This window comes from Mesorhizobium sp. Mes31 (assembly GCF_024519675.1).
Lineage (GTDB): Bacteria > Pseudomonadota > Alphaproteobacteria > Rhizobiales > Rhizobiaceae > Mesorhizobium.
Window position 1 is genome coordinate 171,779 of record NZ_JALJRL010000003.1, and the last position, 25,800, is coordinate 197,578.

General features: G+C 65.2%; 27 protein-coding genes. 19 read left to right on the forward strand and 8 right to left on the reverse strand.

Going from position 1 to position 25,800, the window contains the following annotated elements; all coding sequences use genetic code 11:
• Positions 1 to 15 precede the first annotated feature (15 nt).
• From NR193_RS06115 to NR193_RS06140, 6 genes are read left to right on the forward strand one after another with little or no spacing between them, the layout of a single operon-like run.
• On the forward strand, positions 16 to 759 hold the full coding sequence (locus tag NR193_RS06115) for an ABC transporter ATP-binding protein (protein ID WP_256750282.1): 744 nt from the start codon (positions 16 to 18) through the stop codon (positions 757 to 759).
• The gene (locus NR193_RS06120) at positions 756 to 1,484 is read left to right on the forward strand and encodes an ABC transporter ATP-binding protein (protein WP_256749976.1); all 729 of its coding nucleotides are present in this window, start codon (positions 756 to 758) and stop codon (positions 1,482 to 1,484) included. Before NR193_RS06115 ends, NR193_RS06120 begins: the two co-directional genes overlap by 4 nt.
• Positions 1,481 to 2,377 (forward strand): branched-chain amino acid ABC transporter permease, encoded by an 897-nt coding sequence (locus NR193_RS06125; RefSeq protein WP_256749977.1) that lies wholly within the window; start codon positions 1,481 to 1,483, stop codon positions 2,375 to 2,377. Before NR193_RS06120 ends, NR193_RS06125 begins: the two co-directional genes overlap by 4 nt.
• Positions 2,374 to 3,447 carry a branched-chain amino acid ABC transporter permease gene (locus NR193_RS06130; RefSeq protein WP_256749978.1) on the forward strand — a complete coding sequence of 358 codons (1,074 nt, stop codon included), beginning with the start codon at positions 2,374 to 2,376 and terminating at the stop codon, positions 3,445 to 3,447. The genes NR193_RS06125 and NR193_RS06130 overlap by 4 nt, the downstream gene beginning before the upstream one ends.
• A gap of 2 nt (positions 3,448 to 3,449) precedes the next feature.
• On the forward strand, positions 3,450 to 4,235 hold the full coding sequence (locus NR193_RS06135) for a coniferyl-alcohol dehydrogenase (protein ID WP_256750283.1): 786 nt from the start codon (positions 3,450 to 3,452) through the stop codon (positions 4,233 to 4,235).
• A gap of 40 nt (positions 4,236 to 4,275) precedes the next feature.
• Positions 4,276 to 5,721: an aldehyde dehydrogenase gene (locus tag NR193_RS06140; RefSeq protein ID WP_256749979.1), complete on the forward strand. Its 1,446-nt coding sequence runs from the start codon at positions 4,276 to 4,278 to the stop codon at positions 5,719 to 5,721.
• A 33-nt stretch (positions 5,722 to 5,754) separates the two neighbouring features.
• On the opposite strand, the gene NR193_RS06145 is transcribed toward NR193_RS06140, so the two are convergent.
• The gene (locus NR193_RS06145) at positions 5,755 to 6,684 is read right to left on the reverse strand and encodes an aldose 1-epimerase (RefSeq protein ID WP_256749980.1); all 930 of its coding nucleotides are present in this window, start codon (positions 6,682 to 6,684) and stop codon (positions 5,755 to 5,757) included.
• 61 nt (positions 6,685 to 6,745) lie between these two features.
• On the opposite strand from NR193_RS06145, the gene NR193_RS06150 reads away from it, so the two are divergent.
• The 8 genes from NR193_RS06150 (at position 6,746) to NR193_RS06185 (ending at position 15,007) form a co-directional block, all read left to right on the forward strand.
• Complete coding sequence (locus NR193_RS06150; RefSeq protein WP_256749981.1) at positions 6,746 to 7,537, forward strand: FadR/GntR family transcriptional regulator; 792 nt, start codon at positions 6,746 to 6,748, stop codon at positions 7,535 to 7,537.
• Positions 7,534 to 9,261 carry an IlvD/Edd family dehydratase gene (locus NR193_RS06155; protein WP_256749982.1) on the forward strand — a complete coding sequence of 576 codons (1,728 nt, stop codon included), beginning with the start codon at positions 7,534 to 7,536 and terminating at the stop codon, positions 9,259 to 9,261. Before NR193_RS06150 ends, NR193_RS06155 begins: the two co-directional genes overlap by 4 nt.
• An 11-nt stretch (positions 9,262 to 9,272) precedes the next feature.
• Complete coding sequence (locus NR193_RS06160) at positions 9,273 to 10,052, forward strand: SDR family NAD(P)-dependent oxidoreductase (protein WP_256749983.1); 780 nt, start codon at positions 9,273 to 9,275, stop codon at positions 10,050 to 10,052.
• 32 nt (positions 10,053 to 10,084) lie between these two features.
• On the forward strand, positions 10,085 to 11,083 hold the full coding sequence (araD1, locus tag NR193_RS06165) for an AraD1 family protein (RefSeq protein WP_256749984.1): 999 nt from the start codon (positions 10,085 to 10,087) through the stop codon (positions 11,081 to 11,083).
• A gap of 53 nt (positions 11,084 to 11,136) precedes the next feature.
• Positions 11,137 to 12,162: an ABC transporter substrate-binding protein gene (locus NR193_RS06170; RefSeq protein WP_256749985.1), complete on the forward strand. Its 1,026-nt coding sequence runs from the start codon at positions 11,137 to 11,139 to the stop codon at positions 12,160 to 12,162.
• A 75-nt stretch (positions 12,163 to 12,237) separates the two neighbouring features.
• Positions 12,238 to 13,341 (forward strand): ABC transporter ATP-binding protein, encoded by a 1,104-nt coding sequence (locus NR193_RS06175; RefSeq protein WP_256749986.1) that lies wholly within the window; start codon positions 12,238 to 12,240, stop codon positions 13,339 to 13,341.
• Positions 13,338 to 14,210, forward strand: a complete 873-nt coding sequence (locus tag NR193_RS06180) for an ABC transporter permease (RefSeq protein WP_256749987.1) — start codon at positions 13,338 to 13,340, stop codon at positions 14,208 to 14,210. The genes NR193_RS06175 and NR193_RS06180 overlap by 4 nt, the downstream gene beginning before the upstream one ends.
• Complete coding sequence (locus tag NR193_RS06185) at positions 14,207 to 15,007, forward strand: ABC transporter permease (protein WP_256749988.1); 801 nt, start codon at positions 14,207 to 14,209, stop codon at positions 15,005 to 15,007. Before NR193_RS06180 ends, NR193_RS06185 begins: the two co-directional genes overlap by 4 nt.
• 36 nt (positions 15,008 to 15,043) lie before the next feature.
• Here NR193_RS06185 and NR193_RS06190 read toward each other — a convergent pair whose 3' ends face one another.
• The 7 genes from NR193_RS06190 to NR193_RS06220 form a co-directional block, all read right to left on the reverse strand.
• Positions 15,044 to 16,426 (reverse strand): FAD-binding oxidoreductase, encoded by a 1,383-nt coding sequence (locus NR193_RS06190; RefSeq protein WP_256749989.1) that lies wholly within the window; start codon positions 16,424 to 16,426, stop codon positions 15,044 to 15,046.
• Between the two features lie 145 nt (positions 16,427 to 16,571).
• Entirely contained in the window at positions 16,572 to 17,831 is a 1,260-nt protein-coding gene (locus NR193_RS06195; RefSeq protein WP_256749990.1) for an ABC transporter substrate-binding protein, read from the reverse strand.
• Positions 17,832 to 17,879: 48 nt separating this feature from the next.
• Entirely contained in the window at positions 17,880 to 18,311 is a 432-nt protein-coding gene (locus NR193_RS06200) for a DUF4440 domain-containing protein (protein ID WP_256749991.1), read from the reverse strand.
• The gene (locus tag NR193_RS06205) at positions 18,308 to 19,363 is read right to left on the reverse strand and encodes an aldo/keto reductase (RefSeq protein ID WP_256749992.1); all 1,056 of its coding nucleotides are present in this window, start codon (positions 19,361 to 19,363) and stop codon (positions 18,308 to 18,310) included. Before NR193_RS06205 ends, NR193_RS06200 begins: the two co-directional genes overlap by 4 nt.
• Entirely contained in the window at positions 19,360 to 19,713 is a 354-nt protein-coding gene (locus tag NR193_RS06210; RefSeq protein WP_256749993.1) for a TIGR04076 family protein, read from the reverse strand. The genes NR193_RS06205 and NR193_RS06210 overlap by 4 nt, the downstream gene beginning before the upstream one ends.
• A 1-nt stretch (position 19,714) precedes the next feature.
• The gene (locus tag NR193_RS06215; RefSeq protein ID WP_256749994.1) at positions 19,715 to 20,197 is read right to left on the reverse strand and encodes a DUF3830 family protein; all 483 of its coding nucleotides are present in this window, start codon (positions 20,195 to 20,197) and stop codon (positions 19,715 to 19,717) included.
• Complete coding sequence (locus tag NR193_RS06220) at positions 20,194 to 20,928, reverse strand: GntR family transcriptional regulator (RefSeq protein ID WP_256749995.1); 735 nt, start codon at positions 20,926 to 20,928, stop codon at positions 20,194 to 20,196. The genes NR193_RS06215 and NR193_RS06220 overlap by 4 nt, the downstream gene beginning before the upstream one ends.
• 127 nt (positions 20,929 to 21,055) lie before the next feature.
• Here NR193_RS06220 and NR193_RS06225 point away from each other — a divergent pair, with 127 nt between their 5' ends.
• From NR193_RS06225 to NR193_RS06245, 5 genes are read left to right on the forward strand one after another with little or no spacing between them, the layout of a single operon-like run.
• Entirely contained in the window at positions 21,056 to 21,856 is an 801-nt protein-coding gene (locus NR193_RS06225) for an ABC transporter ATP-binding protein (RefSeq protein ID WP_256749996.1), read from the forward strand.
• Positions 21,853 to 22,602 (forward strand): ABC transporter ATP-binding protein, encoded by a 750-nt coding sequence (locus NR193_RS06230; RefSeq protein ID WP_256749997.1) that lies wholly within the window; start codon positions 21,853 to 21,855, stop codon positions 22,600 to 22,602. The genes NR193_RS06225 and NR193_RS06230 overlap by 4 nt, the downstream gene beginning before the upstream one ends.
• Positions 22,599 to 23,507: a branched-chain amino acid ABC transporter permease gene (locus NR193_RS06235; protein ID WP_256749998.1), complete on the forward strand. Its 909-nt coding sequence runs from the start codon at positions 22,599 to 22,601 to the stop codon at positions 23,505 to 23,507. Before NR193_RS06230 ends, NR193_RS06235 begins: the two co-directional genes overlap by 4 nt.
• Positions 23,504 to 24,487, forward strand: coding sequence for a branched-chain amino acid ABC transporter permease (locus NR193_RS06240; protein WP_256750284.1), 984 nt, complete (start codon positions 23,504 to 23,506; stop codon positions 24,485 to 24,487). Before NR193_RS06235 ends, NR193_RS06240 begins: the two co-directional genes overlap by 4 nt.
• Complete coding sequence (locus NR193_RS06245; RefSeq protein ID WP_256749999.1) at positions 24,484 to 25,788, forward strand: FAD-binding oxidoreductase; 1,305 nt, start codon at positions 24,484 to 24,486, stop codon at positions 25,786 to 25,788. Before NR193_RS06240 ends, NR193_RS06245 begins: the two co-directional genes overlap by 4 nt.
• The last annotated feature ends 12 nt before the right edge of the window (positions 25,789 to 25,800 follow it).

The window sequence follows — 25,800 nt, forward strand, 5'->3', positions numbered from 1 at the left end:
GCTGACGAGGATCGCCTGGTGACCCATCCGCAACAACAGGCTGTTCTCACTGCCGCCGGTATCCACAAGCGCTTCGGCGCGCTTGTGGTGCTGGATGCCGTCGACTTTACGATGGGCGCCGACGAGGCGGTCGGCATTGTCGGCCCGAACGGCGCCGGCAAGACCACGCTGCTCAGCGTGCTTTCAGGCGCCTTTCCGCCGAGTTTGGGCAAGGTGAGTTTCAAGGGCGGTGACGTGACGACCCTGACAGCGACGCAGCGCTGCCGGCTCGGCCTGGTGCGCACGCATCAGGTGCCGAAACCGTTCAGCGGCATGACCACCTTTGAGAACGTTTTCGTCGCCGCGTCGCACGGCGCCGGCCTCGGCCGAGACGAAGCCTATGAGGAGGCGCTCGGCTCGCTGAAACTGTGCGGCATGCTCAGCGTCGCCAACCGGCGCGCCGAGACGCTCGGGCTGCTCGACCGCAAACGGCTGGAACTGGCCCGGGCGCTCGCCGCAAGGCCGACGCTGCTTCTCCTGGACGAGATCGGCGGCGGCCTGACCGATGGCGAAGCCGGCGAACTTGTCGAGACCATCAAGGAATTGCGCCGGCGCAAGATCGGCATCGTCTGGATAGAGCACATCGTCCACATTCTGCTGCAGGTGGCCGAGCGGCTGATCTGCATGGACGCCGGCAGGATCATCGCCGACGGCGACCCGCAAACGGTGATGGCCGACCCGCAAGTGATCCACGCCTATCTCGGCGGAGGCCCGAAATGAGCCTGCTTTCGGTCGAGAACCTGGTTGTCCGGCATGGCCTGCTACAGGCGGTGCGCGGCGTCAGTTTCACAATCGAACGCGGTGAGACACTGGCGCTGGTCGGCGCCAACGGCGCCGGCAAGACGACGCTGCTCAGGGCAATCGCCGGCGCCCATCAGCCGGCGGCCGGCCGCGTGCTGCTGGACGGGGCCGATCTCACGGGCGTGCCATCGCACAGGCGCGTCGGCATGGGCATCGCGCTGGTGCCGGAGGGGCGAAAGCTGTTCGTCCAGATGACGGTCGAGGAGAACCTTCTGCTCGGCAGGACCGCCGGCCGGCCGGGCGACTGGAGCGTCGACAAGGTGCTCGAGATGTTCCCCAACCTGAAGCCGCGCCGCCATGCCAGGACAGGTCACCTGTCTGGCGGCGAACAGCAGGCGACTGCGATCGGTCGGGCGCTGATGAGCAATCCGGACGTGCTGCTGCTCGACGAGGTTTCGCTTGGCCTGTCGCCGCTGATCGTCGACCGTGTCTATGCCGCGCTGCAGGGCCTGATCAGATCGGGTACGACGATCATCCTGGTCGAACAGGATCTCAACCGGGCGCTCGCGGTCTCCGGCAGGGTCATCTGCATGCTCGAAGGCCGCGTCGCGCTCGAAGGATCGACCAGGGATATCTCGCGCGAGGATGTGACCAAGGCCTATTTCGGCCTGCACAGGAAAAGCCCCGGGGGCGTTCCCGCATGAGCAACCAGATCATCCAGGGCATCCTGCTTGGCGGCTACTATGCGCTGATCGCTTGCGGCCTGTCCTTCATGTTTTCGGTGATGCGCATCATCAACCTCGCCCATGGCAGCCTGGCCGTGCTCGCCGCCTATGCGCTGTGGCTGTTGGCCTCGCGGTTCCATGTCTCGCCCTTTGTCGGCCTGCTCATCGTGCTGCCATTGATGGCGGCGATCGGCTGGGCGCTGCAGCGCTTCCTGCTCGAACGCAGCGCGCGCGGCGGTGCACTGCTGCCGATCCTGACCACGTTCGGCCTTGCCATCGTCATCGACAATCTGCTGTTCGAGCAGTTCGGCGCCGACACCCGCTCGCTGGCGCCCTATATCGGCAGCCTCTCTTATGATTCCTGGGAGTGGCCGGGCAGCATCTATGTCGGCAAGCTGGCCGTGATCATGTTCGCCACCGCCGTGGTCCTGCTTGGCGGGCTGCAGCTTTTCCTGACCCACACCAGGCTCGGGCGCTCGATCCGCGCCACTTCGGAGGACCCCGATACAGCCGGCCTGGTCGGCGTCGACGCGCGCCGCGCCAATGCCATCGCCGCGGCAATAGCCATGGTCACGGTCGGCCTTGCCGGCGCCTTCCTCGGCATGCGCGCCACCTTCGATCCCTATGCCGGCGCGCCACAATTGCTGTTCGCCTTCGAAGCCGCGGTGATCGGTGGCGCCGGTTCGCTGTGGGGAACGCTGATCGGCGGCATCGTGCTGGCGCTTGCGCAGACGCTCGGCGCCCAGGTGCATCCGCAAGGTTTTCTGATCGGCGGCCACGCCGTGTTCCTTGTCGTGCTGTTCGTGCGGCTTTCGGCATCCGGCCTTGGCCTGCGCGGCCTGCTGCGCCTGCCTTCCCGGAGCACGTCATGAGCGCTGCCTCGACCTCGCCTGTCATCGAGCGCGGCACAGCGACGTCGCGGATCGCCGCGATTGCGGTCGCCGTCATCATCGCGCTGCTGGCCATCGCGCCGCAGTTCCTGTCGGCCGGCGCGGTCGACCGGATGACGGCGCTGTTCATCTATGTGATCCTGGCGGCGATGTGGAACGCGCTGGCCGGCTTTGGCGGGCTGGTGTCTGTCGGCCAGCAGGTGTTCTTCGGGCTCGGCGCCTACTTCGCCATCCGACTGGCCGATGCAGGCCTCAACCCCTTCGCCTCGCTTTTCGTTTCGGCGATCATCGTCGGCCTGGTGTCGGTGCCGCTGTCGCTGTTCATGCTGCGGCTGAGAAACGGCGAATTCGCCATCGGCATGTGGGTGATCGCGGCGCTGACGCATCTCTTGGTCAATCTCGACCGGCTCGTGCAGGGCGAAACTGGCACCTCGCTGATCTCGCTCAACGCCTATGATGCCGGCACCAGACGAATGACGATCTACTGGCTGGCGCTGGCGTCGATGACGGCTTTGCTCGCCATGCTGTTCGGCCTGCTGCGCGGCAGCACCGGTGCCGCGATCCGCGCCATCCGGGACAATGAGAATGCCGCCGCGTCGGTCGGGGTGCGCGTCACCGGCACCAAGCGGCTGCTGTTCGTGCTTGCCGCCTTCGGCATCGGCATCGCCGGCGCGCTGTGGCTGGCGACCTCCATCACCTTCCAGCCGAAAACCTATTTCAACGTCCAGTGGACCGCCTACATGATCTTCATGGTGCTGGTCGGCGGCATCGGCACCTTCGAAGGCGCCATTCTAGGCGCGCTGGTGTTCTTCCTCATCGAGACCTGGTTCGGCGGCACCGGCGTCTGGTACCTGATCGGGCTTGGCGCCACCGCCGTGCTGTTCTCGCTTTTCCTGCCGCGCGGCCTGTGGGGGACGGTCGAGGAGCGTTTTGGACTGCGCCTGCTGCCGGTCGGCTACCGCGTCAGGCTGCCGGGCAATCCGGCAGCCGCGGCCGACGATGGCACCGCGCCCTCGCCGCGACAAACCACACAGCATCAGGAGAAGGCATGACCATGCTTTTCGGCAAGACGATCCTCATCACCGGTGTCGCCTCCGGCATCGGCGCCCGCACGGCGGAACTCGCCGGCCAGCTCGGCGCCGACGTGATCGGTGTCGATGTCCGTGAGCCGGCCGGGCCGGTCGGCAGCTTCGTCAAGGCCGACATCTCGTCGAAGGCCGGTGTCGACGATCTCGTCGCAAGCCTGCCGCAACGCATCGACGCGCTCTGCAACGTCGCCGGCCTCTCCGGCAACACCGGAGCGGCATCGACGCTGGCGGTCAACTTCTTCGGGCTGCGGGCGCTATCGGAAGGCCTGGCGCCTAAGCTTCGCGAAGGCGGCGCCATCGTCAACGTCGCTTCGATCGCCGGTTATGGCTGGCGCGCCAATCTCAACCGTGCAGCCTCGATGGTCGGCATCGAGGGCTTTCCCAATGTTGCGAAGGTGGTCGCCGACCACGCGGTCAAGAACGAGGAAGGCTATCCGGTCTCGAAGGAACTGCTGCTGCTTTGGACTTTCCGTGCCGCGCATCAGGACCTGTTCAAGAACCGTGGCATCCGCGTCAATGCGGTGAGCCCGGGGCCGGTCGAAACGCCGATCCTGAAACAGTTCCGCAGCGTGCTCGGCGACGCCCGCGTCGACAGCGACATTGCAAGGGTCGGGCGCGCGGGCACCTCGGGCGACATCGCGCCGGTGGTGCTGTTCCTGTGCTCGGACGGCGCGCGCTGGGTCAATGGCGCCAATGTGCCGGTCGATGGCGGCCTCGAGGCCTCGATCAACGCCGAAGTGCTTGGTTTCTAGAACACGAATGAAGACGCTCGCGAGAGCAATGGAGACAATCATGGATATCGGACTTCTGATCGACGGCGATAAAAGGGATGCGTCCGGTGCGGCCTCCTACGAGCGCATGGACCCATTCACCGGCAGACTGGCGACACGCGCCGCCGCGGCCAACGTCGCCGACGCCAACGCAGCGGTCGAGGCCGCCGCGGCGGCCTTTACGGCCTGGTCGAAGACCGGGCCTGGCGAGCGCCGCGCCTTGCTGTCCAAGGCCGCTGACGTGATGGCCTCGAAGGTCGGCGAGTTCACCAGGCTGATGATGGAAGAGACCGGTGCTACCGGCCCCTGGGCCGGCTTCAACGTCATGCTGGCGGCCAACATGCTGCGCGAGGCAGCGGCGATGACGACGCAGATTTCGGGCGAGATCATCCCCTCCGACAAGCCCGGAACGCTGGCCATGGCGATCCGCCAGCCGGCCGGCGTGTGCCTCGGCATCGCGCCATGGAATGCACCCGTCATTCTCGGCACCCGCGCCGTCGCGATGCCGATCGCCTGCGGCAACACCGTCGTGCTCAAGGCATCCGAGATGTGCCCCGGCACACACCGGCTGATCGGCCAGGTGCTGGTCGAGGCCGGACTGCCCAAAGGCGTCATCAATGTCGTCACCAACGACCCGAAGGACGCCGCCGGCATCGTCGAGGCGCTGGTCGCGCATCCCTCGGTCAAGCGCGTCAACTTCACCGGCTCGACCAAGGTCGGCAGGATCATCGCCGAACTCGCCGGACGGCACCTGAAGCCGGCGTTGCTGGAACTCGGCGGCAAGGCGCCATTGCTGGTGCTGGATGATGCCGACATCGACGCGGCGGTGAATGCCGCGACCTTCGGCGCCTTCATGCATCAAGGCCAGATCTGCATGTCGACCGAGCGCCTGATCGTCGATGAAAAGATCGCTGACGAATTCGTCTCCAAACTGGCAGCGCGCGCATCGAAACTGCCGGCAGGCGACCCGCGCGGCCACGTTGTGCTGGGCTCGCTGATCAGCAGCCAGGCCGCCGACAAGATGGAAGAACTCATCGCCGACGCCGTCAGCAAGGGCGCGAAGCTTGTCGCGGGCGGCAAGCGCAGCGGCACCGTCGTCGAAGCGACATTGCTCGACCACGTCACGCCGGCGATGCGCGTCTACGCCGAAGAGTCCTTCGGGCCGGTCAAGCCGGTGATCCGGGTAAAGGGCGAGGACGAAGCCATTCGGGTCGCCAACGACACCGAATACGGCCTGTCGTCAGCCGTGTTCAGCCGCGACATCAAGCGTGCCATGGCGGTGGCCGCGCGCATCGAGGCCGGCATCTGCCACATCAACGGCCCGACCGTCGGCGACGAGGCACAGATGCCGTTCGGTGGCGTCAAGGGCTCGGGCTATGGCCGCTTTGGCGGCAAGGCGTCGATCGCCGAATTCACCGACCTGCGCTGGGTGACGATCGAGGATCCAGGACAGCACTACCCGTTCTGACCGGCCCGGCATTGGGCAGCTCGCCATGGGCGATCAGAATGCCTGTGAAGGCGTGAAGCGAACGCTTGCGGATCGCATCTGCCCAGGCGCGAGCACAATGCCGCCGGTGTCGATGCCGGCGTCATGTGCGCGGTTGAACGCATCGGTGATGTTGCTGACCGGCTCGGCACAAAAGAACGGCTCGCCGGGCGGCGTGTAGAGGACGAGGAAATCGAGCGGCGCCTCGGCCTCGATGTCCAGCTGCCGTCCATGCTCCGGCCAGCTGATCCGGGCGCGGCGTGTCCATCCGGTGAAGACCGTGTCGAAGTCCGTTTCCGAAACATCGAAGCCGGTGGTCGGATCGGCTCCAGCCGGCGGCGCCACGTGGCGGGTTGGCAAGACGTCCGCGTCGGTCTCCCACATGCCGGACACCCGCGCCTGGACATGCGTCCATGGCGTCGACGGGAAAAAGGGGTGGAGCCCGAATCCGGCTGGCATCGGTGTGTCTGACAGGTTGCGCACCGAAATGGCAATCACCAGCCTGCCATCGATCAGCGAGATCACTTGCCGGGCCTCATAGCTCCACGGCCAGGAATCGGCGATGTGGCGATAGCGCAGGACGATGGTGCCGGCTTCGCACCGCATGACTGTCCATGGCCTGCGCCAGCCATGGCCATGCTCATGGTGCGGGTCCTCCGGCCGGCTGGGCAACTCGACGGTGCGGCCCGCGAATTCGAAGCGGCCGCCCCTTATGCGATTGGAATAGGGGACGAGCGGGAAGCAGGCCATCGCGCCTGCATCGCGGCGGCTGATCGCCGCCTGATCGGCCGGGCGTAGCCAATCGACGGCAGACCCGTTCTGCCACCAGCGATACGACGCCACGGCGCCGCCGGCAGCCGGAGCAATGTCGACAGTCGCGATGCCGTCGCTGATCGAGATCAGCTCTGGATGCTGTTCGGCAACGACAGCGGAATTCTTTGTCATCGGCATTCCCCCATCCCTTGACTCCAATCGCAATGCCTTTAAGACATATCATATGAATAGTATGAAGAATAAGAAATCTTTCAGCACGGCACGCACTTCGCGCATCGCCGTCGCGGTTTCCAGCGGCTCCACCGCGCTGCACGCGACGGTCGTCGAGCAGATCGGTCTGCGCATCGTGCAAGGCGATTTCCTGCCCGGCGAAGCACTGCCCAACGCCGACGATTCCAGCGAGATGCTGGGGGTCAGCCGCACCGTGCTGCGCGAGGCGATCAAGGTGCTGGCGGGCAAGGGGCTCGTCGAGTCGCGGCCGAAGACCGGCACACGGGTACGTCCTCGCTCCGACTGGAATTTCCTCGACCCGGATGTCCTGTCGTGGCGCTACGCCACTGGTGTCAGCGCCGACGATGTCAGGGCGCTGTTCGAGCTGCGGCGGGCCATCGAGCCGATGTCGGCAGCACTTGCCGCGCAGCGCGCCACACCGGCGCAGATTGCCGAGATCAATGCCGCGCTGGCTGAAATGGAAGCGGTGAGCGACGACGGCGACCGCTTCGCCAAGCCCGACCTGTTGTTCCACCAGACCATCCTGCGCATGACCGGCAACGAGCTGATCGGCTCGCTGGCGGCGCTGGTCGAAACCGCATTGGTGATGAGCTTTCGCCTCTCCAACGACAATCCGGAAGGGCAGCGCCACTCTCTGCCGCTGCACCGGGAAGTGGCCGAAAAGATTGCCGCCGGCGACGCGACCGGCGCGCAAAGGGCACTGCTGGTGCTCATCGACAATGCCGAGGAAGACGTGCGCCGCAGCGTCGAGAACCGCAACAAGCGTCGCCAGGATCGGGAACAGACATCGTGACGGACGAGAAACGCAAGCTGCGTTCCCAGGCGTGGTTCGGTGGTGAAGGCAAGAATGCCTTCATGCACCGAAGCTGGATGAAGAACCAGGGCATTCCCGCCGACGAGTTCGACGGCCGTCCCGTGATCGGTATCTGCAACACCTGGTCGGAACTGACGCCGTGCAATGCCCATCTCCGCGCGCTGGCCGACCACGTCAAGCGTGGCGTCTATGAAGCCGGCGGCCTGCCGCTGGAGTTTCCGGTGATGTCGCTGGGCGAGAGCAACATGCGCCCCACCGCCATGCTGTTCCGCAACCTAGTCAGTATGGATGTCGAGGAGTCCATCCGCGGCAATCCCATCGACGGCGTCATCCTGCTGGTCGGCTGTGACAAGACCACGCCGGCGCTGCTGATGGGTGCTGCGTCGTGCAATCTGCCGACCATCGCCGTGTCGGGTGGGCCGATGCTCAACGGCAAGTTCCGCGGCAAGGATATCGGTTCGGGCACGCATGTCTGGAAATTCGCCGAGGAGGTGAAGGCCGGCCGCATGCCGATCGCCGATTTCCTTGCGGCCGAGCAGGGCCAGAGCCGATCGGCGGGCAGCTGCATGACAATGGGCACAGCCTCGACCATGGCCAGCATGGTGGAGGCGCTCGGCATCGGCATGCCGGACAATGCCGCGATCCCGGCGGTGGATTCGCGCCGAGGCGTGCTCGCCCAGATGGCCGGACGCCAGATCGTCGAGCTGGTCCGCAGGGATGTCACGATTGCGCAGATCCTCACCAGGCGAGCGTTCGAGAACGCCATTCGCGTCAACGGCGCGATCGGCGGCTCGACCAATGCGGTGCTGCATCTCATCGCCATCGCCAACCGGCTCGGTGTCGATCTCAGCCTCGAGGACTGGGATCGCCTTGGCCGCGACGTTCCAACCATTGTCGACCTGATGCCGTCGGGCCGGTTCCTGATGGAAGATTTCTACTATGCCGGGGGGCTAGCTGCGGTCATGGCGTCGCTTGATGAAGTGGGGCTTCTTCATCGCGACGTCATGACCGTCAGCGACAAGACCATCGGTGAATTGATCGACGGCGCGCCCAACTACAACAGCGAGGTCATCCGGCCGCTGAGCCATCCGCTGACCAAGGAAGGCGGCATCTCGATCCTGCGCGGCAATCTGGCGCCCGACGGGGCGGTCATCAAACCGTCGGCGGCGACGCCCGAGCTGATGCAGCATCGTGGCAAGGCGGTGGTGTTCGAAAACATCGAGCACTACTACGCCCGCATCGACGATCCGGAACTGGATATCGACGCCTCCTCGGTTATGGTGCTCAAGAACTGCGGACCGCGCGGCTATCCCGGCATGGCCGAGGTCGGCAACATGCCGCTGCCGGCGAAGCTGCTCAAGCAGGGCGTCTCGGACATGGTGCGCATATCGGACGCGCGCATGAGCGGCACCGCCTACGGCACCGTCGTGCTGCACGTGGCGCCGGAGGCCGCGGCAGGTGGCGCGCTGGCCCTGGTGCGCGACGGCGATCTCATCGAGCTCGATGTCGCCGGCCGCCGGCTGGAGCTTTTGGTATCGGATGAGGAACTGGCGACCCGCCGGCGCGACTGGCAGCCGCCGACGCCGCCCGAGGGCGGTTACCAGAGCCTCTATGTCGAGCGCGTTCTGCAGGCCGACAAGGGTTGCGATTTCGACTTTCTGGTCGGCCGGCGCGACGCCGGCATCCCCCGGCATTCCCATTAGAGAAGCGCGCGATGACTGATCAGATCGGCAGCTACGCCATCTACCCAAGCCTCAATGGCCGCAGCGTCTTCATAACCGGCGGCGGCAGCGGCATCGGCGAAAGCCTGGTGCGCCATTTCTGCGCGCAAGGCAGCCGCGTCGCCTTCGTCGATGTGGCGCAGGAGCCTTCACGGCGCCTGGTCGACGCGATCGCGGCCGAGGGGCATCCCGCACCACTGTTCATTCCCTGTGACCTGCGCAATGTCGAAGAACTGCAGGCAGCCACGGCGCAAGCAATGCGGCAGAACGGTCCGATCCAGGTGCTGTGCAACAATGCCGGCAATGACGACCGCCATCAGACCAAGGACGTCACGGTCGCCTACTGGGACGACCGGATGGCGGTCAATCTGCGCCACCAGTTCTTCGCGGCGCAGGCGGTACGCCCGCAGATGAGCGCGCTGGGCGGCGGCTCGATCATCAATTTCGGCTCCATCACCTGGATGGTCGGCGATCCCGATTGCCCAGCCTATGTCACCGCAAAAGCCGCCGTTTACGGCATGACGCGGGCGCTGGCGCGTGAGCTCGGCCCCGAGCGCATCCGCGTCAACTGCATGGTGCCGGGCTGGGTGATGACCGAGCGCCAGGTGCGGCTGTGGCTGAACCCGGCCGGAGAGCGCCAGATCGAGGAGAGGCAGTGCCTGCCCGACCGGCTGCAGCCCGCCGATATCGCGCGCATGGCGCTGTTCCTCGCCGCCGACGACAGCCGCATGTGCACAAGCCAGCAGTTCATCGTCGATGCGGGCTGGGTGTGACCCGCACGGTCTCAAGGGAAGAAGGGTATTTCATGCGTCTTGTTCAGTACAGAATGCCAGATGGCAGCAGGCGGGTCGGCCGCGTCTCCGATGACGGCAATCGCCTGCGCCCGCTCGAAAAGACCAGCACCGTGCTGGAACTGGCAGAGGCGGCAATCGCCGAGGGCGCGTCCATCGCATCGCTGGTCGAGAAGCGGACCGGAAGCGCGACGATCGACTATGACGAGCTGTTGCGCGATGGCCGTGTGCTGGCCCCTGTCGACCATCCCGAACCGGCGCGCTTCCTGGTCACCGGCACGGGGCTCACCCATACTGGAAGTGCCGCCGCACGCGACAAGATGCATGTGCTGACCCATGGCGAGGATGCCGAGGAATCGGATTCGCTGAAGATCTTCCGCATGGGCCTGGAGGGCGGCAAGCCCGCCGCCGGGCAGATCGGAATCCAGCCCGAATGGTTCTTCAAGGGCGTCGGTACCTGTGTCGTGCCTCCAGGCGCTGCGCTACCAATGCCGGCCTTCGCGCGCGCCGGCGCCGAAGAGGCCGAGATCGTCGGTCTCTATCTCAACGGGCCGGATGGCCGCCCCTACCGCATCGGCTATGCGCTCGGCAACGAATATTCCGACCATGTGACGGAAGCCGAGAACTACCTCTATCTCGCCCATTCCAAGCTCCGCTCCTGCTCGATCGGCCCGGAGCTGCTGATCGGCGACCTGCCCGACGAAGTGCGCGGCCATTCCCGCATCCTGCGCGACGGCACCGTCATCTGGGAGCAGGAGTTCCTGTCGGGCGAAGCGCACATGTCGCACTCGATCGCCAATCTCGAACACTTCCATTTCCGCTACCCGATGCACCGCAGGGCGGGCGACCTGCACGCCTATTTCTTCGGTGCGGCGGTGATGAGCTACGCCTCCGGCATCAAGACGGCCTCCGGCGACGAGTATGAAATCCAGGCACAGACATTCGGCAAGCCACTGCGCAACCGGATGATTTCGGTGCCGGACGAGGGACTGGTCGCTGTCACTCAGCTGTGACGGCGAAGGTCCGGAAATAGCGGTCCACCAGAACGACAATGGGAGATTGAAAAATGGGACTGAAAAAACTGTTTCTAAGAATGGCGACAATCGGGCTCGGCATCGGCCTGATGACATCGGCGGCCCTGGCCGCGAACCTTCGGGTTCTGGCCTGGGACGGCTACGCCGACCCGGACTGGGTCAAGGATTTCACGGCGGCAACCGGCATCGGCGTCGATGTCGTCTTCATCGGCAGCGACGACGAGATCTGGGCCAAGATCAAGGGCAGCGAAGGGCAGGACTTCGACGTTTTCGCCGTCAACACCGCCCAGTTGCAGCGCTACATCAAGGCCGATCTGGTGTCGCCGATCGACATCACCAAGCTGGCCAACCAGAAGGAAGTGCTGCCGCGCTTCCGCGATCTGTCTCAGGTCAGCGGCGACACCAAGGACGGCAAGGTCTACGGCATTCCGTTCTGCTTCGATTCCATCGGCCTGATCTACGACACCGACAAGGTCAAGCCGGCGCCGACGTCGATGTCGGTCCTGTGGGACCCGGCCTACAAGGGCAAGGTGCTGGCCTATGACAATGGCGAGCACAATTTCTCGTTCACCGCGCTGACGCTCGGCTACAAGGATCCGTTCAATCTCAACGAAGAGCAGATGGCGGCGGTCAAGGCCAAGCTGGTCGAACTCAAGCGCAACGTGCTGAGCTTCTACACCACCGCCGACGAGGCGCAGCAGATCTACCAGAACAATGACGTTGCCCTGATATGGGCCAATTACGGCCAGCAGCAGGTCAAGGCGCTGCAGAAGATCGGCGCCCATGTCGCCTACGTCAATCCGAGCGAGGGCGCGCTTGCCTGGCTCGACAACTGGGTCATTTCCAAGGGTGTTCGCGACAATGCGGCTGCCGAGAAGTGGATCGACTTCATGCTGAGCAAGAAGGTCAGCGGCGAGCTTTCCGAGCGCACCGGCTTCGGCAACACCGTGGTCGAGTCGAGCAGCGCCGGCGGCAACGACAAGCTGGTCTGGCTCAACAATGTCGAAGACCCGCTAAAGCGTTCGGACATGTGGAACGAGGTCAAGGCGACGCCCTGATCTTCCGAACCCTGACTTCGAAGGACCCGGCGGTCCGGACATTCCGGACCGCCGCAGCGTATGCGAGAATGGCTTATGAACAAGAACACCGACCTGCTGACGCTGCGGTCCGTCTCGAAATCCTACGGCACGGTTCCCGTGCTGCATGACATCGACCTGTCGATCCGCGACGGCGAGTTCCTGACCGTTCTCGGGCCGTCGGGCTCGGGCAAGACCACGGTGCTGCGGCTGATCGGCGGGCTGGAGCCGCTGACCTCGGGCGAGATCCGACTGGACGGCCAGGACATCGGCCACATGCCGATCAACCTGCGGCCGTTCAACACCGTGTTCCAGGACTATGCGCTGTTCCCGCACCTCACCGTTTCCGGCAATGTCGGCTATGGGCTTTCGGTTCGCCACGTGCCGCGCAAGGAGATCGTGCGCCGTGTCGCGGAGGCCCTGGAACTGGTCCAGCTTGGGCGTTTCGCCGATCGCTTTCCAGCACAGCTCTCCGGTGGCCAGCGCCAGCGCGTCGCATTGGCCCGTGCGCTGATCTGCCAGCCGCGCCTGATCCTGCTCGACGAGCCGCTGGCGGCGCTCGACCTCGAACTGCGCCGGCAGATGCAGGAGTTCCTGAAATCCATCCAGCGCGAAATCAAGACCACCTTCCTGTTCGTCACCCATGACCAGGAAGAAGCCATCGGCATGGCCGATCGGATCTGCGTGATGGAGGCCGGCCATATCCGCCAGCTCGGCACGCCGCACGACCTCTATTACAAACCGAATTGCGAGTTCGTCGCGCGCTTCTTCGGGGAGAACAATCTGGTGGCCGGAAAACTCGGGATGGTCCAGGGCGAACTGCGATCGATCGAGACGGCGCTCGGTCGCCTCATCTGCTCGATCAGTGGCCAGCCGCATTTGAAGGCCGCACCGGATGGCGCCAGCGCCTACGCGGCGTTCCGCCCCGAGGCCCTGCACCTCGCCGATAGACAGGACACCGACAACCGCTTTTCCGGCACGATCGCCGATCTGGCCTTTGCCGGTTCATCGACCGTCGCCACCATCGCGGCCGGCACCGGCAATGCCGCGCAACGCCTGCGGCTGCGCGTGCCGAGCCGGGTCGAGGGCAGCGCGCTGAAATCCGGCGAGACGGTATCGCTTTCGTTTGCGCCGCATGAAGGCCATCTGGTGCTGGCATGAGCGAAGCCGGTTCGATGCAGCCCGCGGAAAGACGGTTGTCGCTGTTGGTGACGGTGCTGGCCTTCGCCTTGCCGGTGCTCTTCGTCCTGGTGCCGCTGGTGATCTTCCTCGGCTACAGTTTCTTCAGCGTCGACCAGGGCACGATCGTCTACGGGCTGTCGCTGGGCAACTATGTCCGCTTCTTCACCGACCCGATCTTCCTCCCGGTGTTCTGGAACACCATCGTGCTGTGTGTATCCGTGGCCATCATCTGCGTTCTCCTAGCGTACCCCGCGGCCTATTTCCTGACGACGCTGAAGGGGCGCTGGCGTTATGCCTTGCTGATGCTGCTGCTGGTGCCGTTGCTGATGAGCTACGTCATCAAGATCTACGCGATCCGCAGCATCCTTGGCCTCAACGGCTTCCTCAACAAGGCGCTGGTGGCGGTCGGCATCCTGCAGCAGCCGTCGACGCTTTTCGTGTTCAACATGAATGCCATCCTGCTGACGCTGACGCTGCTCTTGATCCCCTTCGCCATCCTGCCGATCTTCCTGTCGCTGGAGCGTATCCCGCAGGTGCTGCTGCGCGCCTCCGACGATCTGGGGGCGAGCGGATTGCAGACATTCCTGCGCATCACCTTGCCGCTCAGCCTGCCCGGCGTCGCCTCGGCGGCGAGCTTCGTCTTCGTGCTGGCGATCGGCGATTTCCTGACGCCGCAAATGGTCGGCGGGATCAGCGGATTCACTTTCGGCCGCATCCTCTACAGCCAGTTCGGCACGGCCTATAACTGGCCGTTCGGCGCGGCGCTGTCGGTGGCGCTGGCTGTCGTGGTGATCGCGGCAATTCTTGTCGGCGAGCGCTTCGGCCGCAACCGGGGGACGTCGATATGAGCGCCCTGCCCCGGCTGTCCACCATCTTCCTGGCCGCAATCACGACGCTGGTTGCCGTGCTGCTGTACAGCCCGCTGTTCGTGCCGATCGTGTCGTCGTTCTTCACCATTTCGCATGGCGATGTCGACTGGTCGTCACCGACCCTCTCGACCTATGTAGCGCTGGCCGAGAACCATGACATCCTGGCCGCCTTGCGCACCACGCTGATCGTCGGTGTCTGCACCGTCGTCCTGTCGGTGGTCAGCGGAACGCTGCTGGCGCTCTACTATCACGGACGCCGTTCCGGGCGTTCTGTGCTGCAGTTCATCATCTTCCTGCCGTTCCTGATGCCGCCGATCATCAGCGGCCTGGCGCTGCTGATCTTCTTCCGCGAGATCCATCTCGAACGCTCGCTGCTGACCGTCATCATCGGACACACGGTCTTCGTGCTGGCGATCGTCTACCGCACGGTGCTGACGCGCCTGCAGTCGATGAGCCGCACCCTGGTCGAAGCGTCCTACGATCTTGGCGCCACCGGCTGGCAGACGTTCTGGCGCATCATCCTGCCAAACCTGTCGAGCGCGATGGTCGGCGGGGCTATCCTGGCTTTTGCCCTGTCGTTCGACGAGACGATGATCACCATCCTGGTCACAGGCACGCAAAGCACGTTGCCGGTCAGGCTGTGGGCGATGATGCGGCTTGGCTTTTCGCCCGACATCAACGCGCTGGTAGCACTGATCCTGATGTTCACCGTGCTGCTCTGCGTGCTTGCCGCCCGTTTTCTCATCCCCAGGCAAGTCGCGACGGAACGGACCTGAGTTACCGGGCAACTGTCATCGAGGCAAGGCAGACGGTCAGAGGTCGAAGACCCGCCCGGGATTGAGGATGTTCTTCGGGTCGAGTGCCGTCTTCAGCCGCCGCATCGTGGCGATCTCGGCGTCGCTACGGACCAGATGCAGCCATTTCTTCTTGTCGAGGCCGATGCCATGTTCGGCCGAGACGCCACCTCCGGCCGCCGCCACGCCGCGATAGATGATGTCATATGCCGCCGCCGGATCCACCGTGCGGACCTGATAGTGCAGATTGCCGTCGCCGAGATGGCCGAAGACATAGATGTCGGCGCCGGGGTCGACGGCGTGGATGGCAGCGTCCGCTTCCCGCAGGAAGGCGTCCATGCGCGACAGCGGGATGCTGATATCGACCCCGACCAGGTCCTTTATCGAAAACAGAACGCGATTGGCATCCTCGCGCACATCCCACAGTGCCCGGAATTCGCGCGGCGACTGCGAGACGACCACATCGTCGATCGCGCCATCCTCGACCGCCTGCATCAACACCTCGGCGAAGCGCTCGCCGTCGCGTTCGGGCTCGCTGCCCTGGATCTCGGCCAGCACATAGACGGGCGAGCCCGTCGGCAGCGGCGCCGGCATGGCCATGCTGGCGACCATGACGTCATAGAGCGGTGCGAAGTTGACCTCGTAGGCGGACAGTAGCGGGCCGAGCTTTTGCCGGAGCAGCCCAAGCAAAGCGATCGCCGCGTCGAGCGAGGGGAGCGCGCAGAAGGCATTTACTTCGGATGCCGGCTTGGGATGCAGCCTGAGCGCGGCGCGCGTGACGACGCCGAGTGTTCCTTCGGTGCCGATGAAGAGCTGGCTGAGGTCGTAGCCGGAATTGTCCTTGGGCAGGCCCTTGAGCGAAGTCAGCACGCTGCCATCGGCAAGCACCGCCTCCAACCCCAGCACCTGCGCGCGGTACATGCCGTAGCGCAGCACGCGAATGCCGCCGGCATTGGTGGCGACATTGCCGCCGACCGTTGCCGAGCCGCGGGCACCAATATCGACGCCGAACATCAGACCGGCGTCGTCGGCCGCTTCCTGCACCGCCTGCAGCGTCGCGCCTGCTTCCGCGACGATGCTGGCAGCCTGGCGATCCGGCGCGGCAAGGCCGGCCATGCGCTCCAGCGACAGCACGATCTCACCCGGCTGCACGCGCGTGGCTCCGGTCAATCCGGTGCGTCCGCCCTGCACGACAACTGGCTGGCCGAGATGGTTGCATGCGGTCAACACCGCCGCGACACCCTCAGTGTCGCGTGGGCGCAGCACCGCCTCCGGGAGCACGCCGAGCCTGCCCTCCGGATCGTCGCGATAGCGTTGGTCGACGTCGGAGCCGGCGAGCACGCCGCCCGCGCCCAACCGATCGCCGAGAGCAGAGAGAAGCTGTTGGGTTTCAGGCGCCATCGGCCAATCCTATTCATGATCGACTGCTGGCCAAACCCCAGCCCGTGCAGGCCCGTCCGCACGACCGTCCGCAGACGATGCCGACAGGCCAACCGTCCGGCATCGATCACGATGGGATCGGATCGACGCCGGACACAGGATCGTCTTACTGAAGCTTGGCCTGCAGCGCGTTGACGTCGTCGGTGGTCATTTCGCCGTCGGTCGTCACCTTGCCATCGACAATCTTCCACAGCCGGAACGGGCCGGTGATGTCGCCATACTTGTCGAAAGCGACCGGGCCGATGACGCCTTCGTAGCGGATCGGCTTGCCGTCCTTGATCAGGCCGAGCGCCTTGGCGAATTCGTCCTTGCCGGCAAAGATCGGCGTGCCGGCCGGGTCGACCGCCTTGTACATCGCGTCCTTGATCTTGGCCGGATCCTCGGAGCCGGCGATGGCGATGGCCAGCCCTACGATAGCGCCGGCGTCATAGGAACGGTCGGCGGCTGGATTGGACGGCTCGATGCCGGAAAATTCCTTGTAGTTCTTCATGAAGTAGTCGGTCGATGCGGTCGGGCTGGTACCCGACGACGTGCCATAGGCATCCTTCAGATAGTCGGCGCCGACCGACTCGATGAAGTCCGGGCTGTTCATGCCGTCATTGAGCAGGAATTTCTGCACGCCGCCTTGCGAAATCCAGGTGCGGGCAACGGTTGCGCCGTCGACCGGCGTGCTGACGAGATAGAGCCCGTCCGGTTCGCCGGCCATCGCCGCCGTGACTTCCGAGGCATAGCTCGACTGCTTTTCGTTGTATGGCGTGTCGGAGACAATGGTGCCGCCGAGCGCTTTGTAGGCGCGCGAGAATTCGGCCACCATGTTGACGCCGAAGTCGTTGTTGACGTGGATGATCGACAGCTTCTTGAAGCCCTTGTCGATGGCATATTTGGCGGCGGCGACGCCCTGCAGCGCGTCCGAGGTGATGGTGCGGAAGAAGATGCCGTTGGTCTTGCCGTCGCGGCCGAGCGCCGTCAGCGTCGGCGAGGACGACGCCGGCGACACCTGGACGATCTTGGCCGGCGCGGTGACCGAGGTCAGGATCGGGATCGACACCGAGGAGATGATGCCGCCGATGATCACCGGCACCTTCTTGACCTGAACCAGCTGGGTCGCCGCGTCGACGGCGATGTTGCCCTGGCTCTGGCTGTCGCGTGTGTCGGTTGCCAGATCGCAGCCACGCACGCCGCCGGCGGCGTTGATGTCACGGAAGGCCATCTCGACCGACTTGGCGCCGGCCTGGCCGTACTCGCCGGCCGGGCCGGTCAGTTCCATGACGAGGCCGACGGTGATCTTGCAATCGGCGGCCTGCGCCGCGCCGGCCATCGTCACGAGCGCGAGCGCGGTGGTGAGTTGGAGTATGGTCTTTGTCATTGTTGTTCCCCTTTCGTTACTCGACTGTATTTGATCTCTGGAGCCTGTTCAGCTTTCCGGCGCCTGCAGCCAGGTTTCATGCAGATGCCGCCATTGGACGCCGTTGGGCGCCGATGAACTGGTGGTGAAGACGGCGCTGGACTGGCGACGGCTGCGCTTGCCGGCGCGCAGCTGCGCCTCGACGTAGAAGACGACGACCGTGTCGGCGTCCTGCCAGCCGGGCCGGATATCCTCGATCGAAATGGTGAAGCCGTCGTCGCAAGAGGCGCGGCTGGAGCGGACATGATCGACGACCGCGTCGCGATCGAGGACCTTGCCGTCCGGCGCGACCATGCCGAAGCCGTCACCCATGGCACGCTCGAAACGGCTGAAATCCGCCTTGTCGGCGCGCGCCGCGACGAACCAGTCGACGAAGAAGCGATGCAGGTCGATGACCTCGGCGCTGGCCCTGGAAAACAGTGTCTCGTTGTTAGCGATCATGTCCGGCCCGCGTTCAGATTGTAGTGCATGATCGAACCGTGGCGGCCGTGGCGGTCGCGCTCCAGCGTATAGACGTCGCCCAGGGGGCCTTGGCTTTGCGCGATCACGGCAGCGATCCCCGCCATGTCCTCGGCATCGAGCGCAACGTCCATGATTTTTGCATTTGCCAGCGCATGTGCCTGGTTGCGGGCTCCGACGATAACCGCGGCCACTTGCGGCTGCTGCAGCACCCAGGCGCTGGCGACGGTGGCGATGTCGACGCCGTGGCGATCGCCGACGGTCTTCAGCGCCCGAAGCAGCTGCTGGAACAGCTCCCAGCCGCCGAAGTCATCGATGATCAGCTTGTATTTGACCAGCGAGCGGTTTTCGAGCGGCGTGGCGGGCTCGGCCACGCCAAGCCATTTGTCGCTGAGGAAGCCGCCGGCGACAGAGCCATAGCAAAGGAAGCTGATGCCGTTTTTCGCGGCGAGGCCCGCCAGGCTGTTCGCTGGCCGCTGGTCGAGCACGGAATATTGCAGTTGCTGGCTGACCAGCGGGATGCCGGCGGCGAGAATTTCGGCCAGCCGCGGCGTGTCGAAATTGGTGGTGCCGAGATTGCGCACCTTGCCTTCCAGCCGAAGTTCGTCGAGCCAGCCCATCGCATCGACATAGCCGGCCATCGCATAGTCCCACCAATGGAACTGCACGAGATCGAGCCGTTCGGTCTTCAGCCGCCGCAGCGACTGGTCGACGATACCCCTGATGTAATCGCGGCTGATGGTGGCCAGCCGTTCGAGGTCGGGCACCAGCTTGGTGTGCACCTTCATCCTGGCGGCGACGTCGAGGCCGCGCTCGCTGGCCAGCCGCAGGCGCGCGGCACCGATGAGTTCCTCCACGCCGGTGTAGATGTCGGCGCAATCATAGGTCCAGATGCCAGCATCGAAGGTAGCGATCAGGTCGGTGACCGCTTGGCTGCGATCGATAGCGCCGTGGCCTCCCGCCAGCTGCCAGCCACCGCGAATGACGCGCGAGATGGTGTAGCCGGGGCTGAGTTCGAAGGTCTTGGCGGTCATCTCTGGTCATTCTCCTTCGGCAGCGGCACGGCCGTGGTTTCGGCATGGCTGAACCGCCGCTTACCGGTCCTGACGATCCTCAGCCGGCTGGCGCAATTGGGATCGGGACAAGCGATCTCGGCGTCCGAGGTCATCCAGTCATTCCTGTCGGTCGGGCGCTGCTTGGCCGCCAGCAGCGGCAACACGGCGGCGAGCGAATAGATCGAAAAACCTTGGCCTGCCGGCATCGACAGCATCTCGCCCTTGAGCTCGAAATAGTCGCCGGCCTTGGCGCCGCAATAGATCGGCTTGCCCTCGGGAATGACCGCCTCGACGCGAAGATCGAAGAGCTCGAAACTGTCGTCGGCCATTTCAGACCTCCACCAGGCTGAAGGTGATGTCGCAGGCGCCGTTGCGCCGGATCACCCCACAGGCGGCGGCGAACTGATCACGCTCCCCAGCAAGCACCTGCGCCATCACGCTGCCGGCGAGCCAGCCGATCGGGAACAAGAGCCGCGCGCCCTGCCCGTAGAACAGGCCAATGTCGAAGATTGCATTGGGATTGCCGCCCCACATGCGCGGCGGCACATAGGACAAGACGATGTCACCCGGCTGTGGCGTCAAGGTCGCGTTCTCCGCCGGCAACGGCCTGGCATAGGCCTGGCCCTCGAGATCGGCTGATGGAACCGGGCAGGAGATTTCGGGCCCCGTCCACATCGCATGGATGCCCGGGACGACGCGCGGCGTGCCAAGATATGCCTTGAGAAAGGCAGCATTTTCCGGCGCCTTCTCGGGCAGCAGCAGCGCCGTGACGGCAAGCTTCGAGCGCGGCTCGGTGATCCTGATGGCGGTCATGTCTGGTCTTTCGCGGCGGCGGATTGCAGCTTGCTGCGCAGGAAGGTGAAGGGCCGGCTGATGTCGGCGACCAGCGACTCGCGCGCTGCCTGCGCGTCCTGCGTGGACAGGGCCGTCACGATGCGCCGGTGATACTGGGCGGTGTCGACCTCGCCGGCTTCCGAGAAGGCATAGATGGCGACACGGATGCAAGGTCCCGATTGCAGCCACAGGCTCTCGATCATCGGGATCAGCACGGCCGAGCCGCAGGAGCGGTAGATCTCGAAATGAAAGCTCTGGTTGAGCGTCACTTCGCGATCGACGTCCTTCTTGTGTTTCAGCGCCCGCATCTCGTCCCATTCGCCCAGAATGGTCTCGATGGTGGCGATCTGGCGCGGACCCATGCGGGCGGCGGCAAGCGCGATCGCCTCACCCTCGATCAGGATGCGGGCCCGCAAGAGATCGTCGAGCCGTTCCAGCGTGATCGGCGGTACCCGCACCGAACGGTTGGGCAGCGCCTCCAGCGCCTTTTCGGTGATCAGCCGGCCAAGCGCCTCGCGCACCGGCATGGTCGAGGTGACCAGCGCATCGGCAAGCCCACGGATCGTAAGCACCTGGCTTGGCTCGAACAGGCCGCCGATCAAGGCGCGGCGCAGCTCGGAATAGACGCGATCCTGCACGGTTTCGCGGCCGACCGGCGCAAGCTGGGCCGCGATCACCTCGTTGTTCTTTTCGATGGCAGCCTTTTGCATGGAATTCCGTTCTTGGCCGGTTTTCGGCTTGCGGACGAAATTAAAGCCGAATAGCGTGATCAAAGCAAGTGTGATCACAAATCAAAAATCAGGAGGCGGCGATGACCGTCTTCGGCCAGAGGGTTTGATGAGCGAGGCAGCCAAACGGCAAAGGGAGGAAAACCGCGTCCCGGTTCTGGCGGCAAGGAATGTCGTCAGGCGTTTCGGCGGTCTTGTCGCCGTCAACGATGTCTCGTTTGATGTCAGGGCGGGAGAAATCCTTGGCCTCATCGGACCCAACGGCGCTGGCAAGACGACGATGTTCGACCTGCTCGCCGGCAGCATCTTGCCAACCAGCGGCGAGATCTTCCTCAACGGTGCGCGCGTCTCGGGGGAAGCCGCGCATCTGCGCATCGGTCGTGGTCTCGGCCGCACTTTCCAGATCCCGCGCCCGCTGCCCAACCTGACGCTGATCGAAAACATCATGCTGGCCGCACAGGGCCAGGCCGGCGAAAAGCTGCTCGCCAACTTCGTCACGCCATGGCGGGTGGCGGCGCAGGAAAGGGCTGCCAGGACAAAAGCGCTCGAACTGCTGGAGCTCGTCACCCTCACCCACCTCGCGCATGAACCGGCGCGGGTGCTCTCCGGCGGCCAGCGCAAGCTGCTCGAACTTGCCCGCGTGATGATGGCCGACCCGGCGATCATCCTGCTCGACGAGCCGGCGGCCGGCGTCAACGCGACGCTGCTCGAAGTCATCATCGACCGCATCCGCGACATCAACGCGCGTGGCATCACCTTCCTGCTGATCGAGCACAACATCGACATGGTGACGCGGCTCTGCCACCGCGTGCTGGTCATGGCCAGCGGCCAGTTGCTCAGCGAAGGTACGGCGGAGGAAGTTGCCCGCGACCCACGCGTTATCGAGGCCTATCTCGGAGGCACCGCATGAGCGAGACCGTTCTCGATGTCCACGACCTGGAAGCCGGTTACGAACCCGGCGTGCCGATCGTTCGCGGCGCCTCGATCACCGTCAACAAGGGCGAGATCGTCGTTGTCCTCGGCCCCAACGGCGCCGGCAAGTCGAGCTTCATCAAGGCGATCGCCGGCCTCGTCCCGATCACCGGCGGCACGGTGTTCTTGGACGGCAAGGACATAACCGCAGCCCCTGCCCACACCATGGTGCGGCTTGGCCTCGCCTTCGTGCCGCAGACCGAAAACATCTTTCCGCTGATGTCGGTCGAGGACAATCTCAGGGTCGCCTGCGGCATTCTCGAGCGGCGCGAAATCCCTGGCCGTATCGAGGAAATGTATGCGGCCTTTCCCGACCTCGTGCGCCAGCGCCGCACCGCCGCCGGCAATCTGTCGGGCGGGCAGCGGCAGATGCTCGCCGTCGCACGGGCGCTGATCGTCCACCCCAAGGTGCTGGTGCTCGACGAGCCGTCGGCCGGCCTGTCACCGAAATTCGTGTCGATGGTATTCGAGATGCTGGCCGGCATCCGCAAGTCCGGCGTCACCATCCTGCTGGTCGAACAGAACGCCAAGGCAGCACTTGCCATCGGCGACCGCGCCTATGTGCTGGTCGAAGGCAAGGACCGGCACGAAGGCATTGCCTCCGAACTGTGGAACGATCCGGTCGTCGCCGAACTCTATCTCGGCCAGCGCCCGCTGCACGCCGAGAAAGGAGGCGCGGCATGAGCCTGCAATTTGTCGTCGACGGGTTGCTGACCGGCTCGATGATCGGCTTGGGCGCCATCGGCGTGACGCTCACCTATTCGATCCTGCGCTTCTCGAATTTCGCCCATGGCGACTTCATGGCCTGGGGCACCTATGCGACGCTCGCCGTCGTCAGCGCCATCGGCGCGACAGTCGGCAAGGTGGCGCCGATCGCGCCATTGTCGTTCGGCTGGCCGCTGCTTGTCGCACTGGTCGTCGGGATGGCATTCACCGCCCTCCTGGCGCTGCTACTGGACAGGGTGCTGTTCGCGCGGTTGCGCTCGCAAGGCCAGGCCATCATCGTGGTGATGGCCAGCTTCGGCGCTTCGATGGCGCTCCGGAGCCTGCTCGAATTCACCTTCACCTCGCGCCCGACCTATTTCGGCCGGGCGATCCAGATCGCCATGCCGGTCGGCTTCGGCATCCGCTTCACGCCCGACCAGATCGCGCTTTTGCTGCTGACCGCCGTGCTCGTGCTCGGCGTGCATCTGTTGATGACGCGTACGCAGACCGGCCGCTCCATGCAGGCGTTGAGCCAGAACGCGGCACTGGCCCGCATCGTCGGCATCGACGTCGCCAGCGTGGTGCGCGTCACCTGGGTCATCGGCGGGGCGCTGGCCTGCGTGGCCGGCGTGATGATCGGCATCCTGGTGCAGATCCGCCCCTTCATGGGCTTCGACATGCTGCTGCCGATGTTCGCCGCCGCCATCCTCGGTGGTATCGGCAGCATCCCCGGCGCCGTGCTCGGCGGCCTGATCATCGGGCTCGCCGAAGCCGGCGCGGTGCAACTGATCGGCGCCGAATGGCGCGCCGCCGTCTCCTTCATCATCCTGATGGCGGTGCTGTTCGTGCGGCCGATCGGCCTTTTTGGTGTGAGGGAACGCTGATGGATCTGCTCGGCTATGGCGCCTTCTTCCTGACCACCGCGCTGATCTTTTCGCTGGTCACGCTCGGGCTCAATCTGCAGTGGGGCCTGACCGGCCTGTTCAATGTCGGGCTCGCCGGCTTTGTCGCCATCGGCGCCTACACCTCGGCGCTGCTGACGACACCGGACGACGCCGCGCGGCTCGGCGGCTTCGGCCTGCCCATCCTTGTCGGCTGGCTCGGTGCCATGGTCGTCGGCGGCATCGCCGCCGCTCTCACCGGCATGGCGACGCTGCGTTTGCGATCCGACTATCTGGCGATCACCACTTTCGGCGTCGCCGTCGTCGTGCAACTGGTGGCACTCAACGCGCAGAAATTGACTGGCGGCCCATTCGGCATTGGCTTCATCCCGCGCCCCTTCGGCAGCCTCGCCGAAACACCGCTGCTGTTCAACCTCTCCAACCTCGCCGTCGTCTGCGCGGTGACGCTCATCGCCTATCTCGCCTTGGAGCACCTGTCGCGCAGCCCGTGGGGGCGCGTGCTGAAGGCGCTGCGCGAGGACGAGCGGGCGGCGATCTCGCTGGGCAAGAGCGCGCGTTTCTACCGTGTCCAGGCCTTTGCCGTCGGCGGTGCCATCATGGCGCTGGCCGGCGCGCTGCAGGCGCATTTCACCGGCTTCATCGCCCCGGACAATTACCTGCCGATCCTGACCTTCCAGGTCTGGGTGATGCTGATCGTCGGCGGCTCGGGCAGCAATCTCGGTGCCGTCATCGGCAGCATCCTGGTCTGGGGGATATGGGCAGGGTCTGGCACGCTGACCAGCGTGCTGTTCCCGCCAGAGCAGCAGGCCCGTGCCGCCTCACTGCAGATCGTCGCCATCGGCGTCATGCTCTGTGTCATCCTGCTGATCCGGCCGAACGGCCTGTTCGGCGACAGGCCGCGGCGGCCACGGTTCGGCAAGCGGGCGAAGATCGCCGCGGCCAAGGGCAGTTCCGGATCATGAACGCTGTGGCCCGGCCGGAGGCGCATGGCGCTTCGCTCTGGCATGCCGTCGGCCGCAACCATCGCGACCGGCCGGCGCTGCAAGGCGGCCTCGATGTCGACCTCGCTATCATCGGCGGCGGTTTTTCCGGTCTTTCAACCGCGTTGCACGCCGGCGGGAAAGGACTTTCCGTCGCCGTTCTCGAAGCCGAATTCATTGCCTGGGGCGCGACCGGCAGGAATGCCGGTTTCGTCGTGCCGAACTTCGCCAAGATGGATCCGGACAATATCCTTGCTCATCTTGGAGCGGAGCGCGGCGAAAGGCTCATCGATTTCGCCGCCGGCAGCGCCGACCTCGTCTTCGGCCTGATCAAGCGGCTCGGCATCGACTGCGACGCGGTGCAGAACGGATGGATCCAGCCGGCGCATTCCCCCGCCGCGCTCGAGAAGGTCAGATCACGCGCCAACCAATGGGCGCAGCGCGGCCGGCCGGTCGTAGCATTGGACCGGCAGGAGGTCGAAGCCCTGACGGGCGCCAAGGGCTATGTCGGTGGCTGGATGGATCGTTCGGGCGGCGTGCTCAATCCGGTCGAATACGCGCGCGGGCTGGCCGATGCGGCCCAGAAGGCCGGCGCACGGATTTTCGAGCAGACACGCGTCACCTCGGTCGATCGCATGGCCGAAGGCTGGACACTGAAAACGCCGGCGGGCTCGGTGCGCGCCGCCAAGGTGCTGATCGCTACCAACGCCTATGGCGGGCCGTTGAATCCTTTGCTGCAGCGAACCTATTTTCCGCTAAAAGTTTTCCAGATCGCCACCGCGCCGCTGCCGCGCGAGATACGCACCCGCTTGCTGCCGGGCGGGCAAGGCGTCGGCGACACCAGACGCAATCTCTTCACCTTCCGCTTCGACGCCGAAAACCGGCTGATCAGCGGCGGCATGCACATCCTTGGCGCCGGCGCCGATACGCGCGTGCCGCAAACGATCTGGCGACGGCTTGCCCGGCATCTCGACCTGCCCGATCTGCCGCCGCTTGCCTATAGCTGGTCGGGAATGGCAGCGGTCGAACCGGATTTCCTGCCGCATCTCCTCGATCTCGGACGGGGCCTGATCGCCGGTCGCGCCTGCAACGGACGCGGCATCGCCATGACGACGGCGATGGGCAAGGTGCTGGCCGACTGGGCCGCAGGAACCGACGCCCGCGACCTGCCGCTGCCCTTCGGGCCGCCGGCGCCGATCCCGTTCCATGCGGTGCTGCGGCATGCGCCCAACATGCTGCTCGGCTGGAGCATGCTGCGCGACCGAATGGACGAGGCTGGATAGCGAGCCTGGGCG

Bases quoted from the DNA above. Each gene is read 5' to 3' on its own strand.
- NR193_RS06180 (WP_256749987.1), top strand. From the start codon at position 13,338: ATGAGCGAAGCCGGTTCGATGCAGCCCGCGGAAAGACGGTTGTCGCTG.
- NR193_RS06185 (WP_256749988.1), top strand. From the start codon at position 14,207: ATGAGCGCCCTGCCCCGGCTGTCCACCATCTTCCTGGCCGCAATCACG.
- NR193_RS06140 (WP_256749979.1), top strand. From the start codon at position 4,276: ATGGATATCGGACTTCTGATCGACGGCGATAAAAGGGATGCGTCCGGT.
- NR193_RS06125 (WP_256749977.1), top strand. From the start codon at position 1,481: ATGAGCAACCAGATCATCCAGGGCATCCTGCTTGGCGGCTACTATGCG.
- NR193_RS06160 (WP_256749983.1), top strand. From the start codon at position 9,273: ATGACTGATCAGATCGGCAGCTACGCCATCTACCCAAGCCTCAATGGC.
- NR193_RS06235 (WP_256749998.1), top strand. From the start codon at position 22,599: ATGAGCCTGCAATTTGTCGTCGACGGGTTGCTGACCGGCTCGATGATC.
- NR193_RS06120 (WP_256749976.1), top strand. From the start codon at position 756: ATGAGCCTGCTTTCGGTCGAGAACCTGGTTGTCCGGCATGGCCTGCTA.
- NR193_RS06230 (WP_256749997.1), top strand. From the start codon at position 21,853: ATGAGCGAGACCGTTCTCGATGTCCACGACCTGGAAGCCGGTTACGAA.
- NR193_RS06210 (WP_256749993.1), bottom strand. From the start codon at position 19,713: ATGGCCGACGACAGTTTCGAGCTCTTCGATCTTCGCGTCGAGGCGGTC.
- NR193_RS06175 (WP_256749986.1), top strand. From the start codon at position 12,238: ATGAACAAGAACACCGACCTGCTGACGCTGCGGTCCGTCTCGAAATCC.
- NR193_RS06245 (WP_256749999.1), top strand. From the start codon at position 24,484: ATGAACGCTGTGGCCCGGCCGGAGGCGCATGGCGCTTCGCTCTGGCAT.
- NR193_RS06170 (WP_256749985.1), top strand. From the start codon at position 11,137: ATGGGACTGAAAAAACTGTTTCTAAGAATGGCGACAATCGGGCTCGGC.
- araD1 (WP_256749984.1), top strand. From the start codon at position 10,085: ATGCGTCTTGTTCAGTACAGAATGCCAGATGGCAGCAGGCGGGTCGGC.
- NR193_RS06195 (WP_256749990.1), bottom strand. From the start codon at position 17,831: ATGACAAAGACCATACTCCAACTCACCACCGCGCTCGCGCTCGTGACG.
- NR193_RS06145 (WP_256749980.1), bottom strand. From the start codon at position 6,684: ATGACAAAGAATTCCGCTGTCGTTGCCGAACAGCATCCAGAGCTGATC.
- NR193_RS06150 (WP_256749981.1), top strand. From the start codon at position 6,746: ATGAAGAATAAGAAATCTTTCAGCACGGCACGCACTTCGCGCATCGCC.
- NR193_RS06205 (WP_256749992.1), bottom strand. From the start codon at position 19,363: ATGACCGCCAAGACCTTCGAACTCAGCCCCGGCTACACCATCTCGCGC.
- NR193_RS06215 (WP_256749994.1), bottom strand. From the start codon at position 20,197: ATGACCGCCATCAGGATCACCGAGCCGCGCTCGAAGCTTGCCGTCACG.
- NR193_RS06220 (WP_256749995.1), bottom strand. From the start codon at position 20,928: ATGCAAAAGGCTGCCATCGAAAAGAACAACGAGGTGATCGCGGCCCAG.
- NR193_RS06225 (WP_256749996.1), top strand. From the start codon at position 21,056: ATGAGCGAGGCAGCCAAACGGCAAAGGGAGGAAAACCGCGTCCCGGTT.
- NR193_RS06200 (WP_256749991.1), bottom strand. From the start codon at position 18,311: ATGATCGCTAACAACGAGACACTGTTTTCCAGGGCCAGCGCCGAGGTC.
- NR193_RS06130 (WP_256749978.1), top strand. From the start codon at position 2,374: ATGAGCGCTGCCTCGACCTCGCCTGTCATCGAGCGCGGCACAGCGACG.
- NR193_RS06190 (WP_256749989.1), bottom strand. From the start codon at position 16,426: ATGGCGCCTGAAACCCAACAGCTTCTCTCTGCTCTCGGCGATCGGTTG.
- NR193_RS06135 (WP_256750283.1), top strand. From the start codon at position 3,450: ATGCTTTTCGGCAAGACGATCCTCATCACCGGTGTCGCCTCCGGCATC.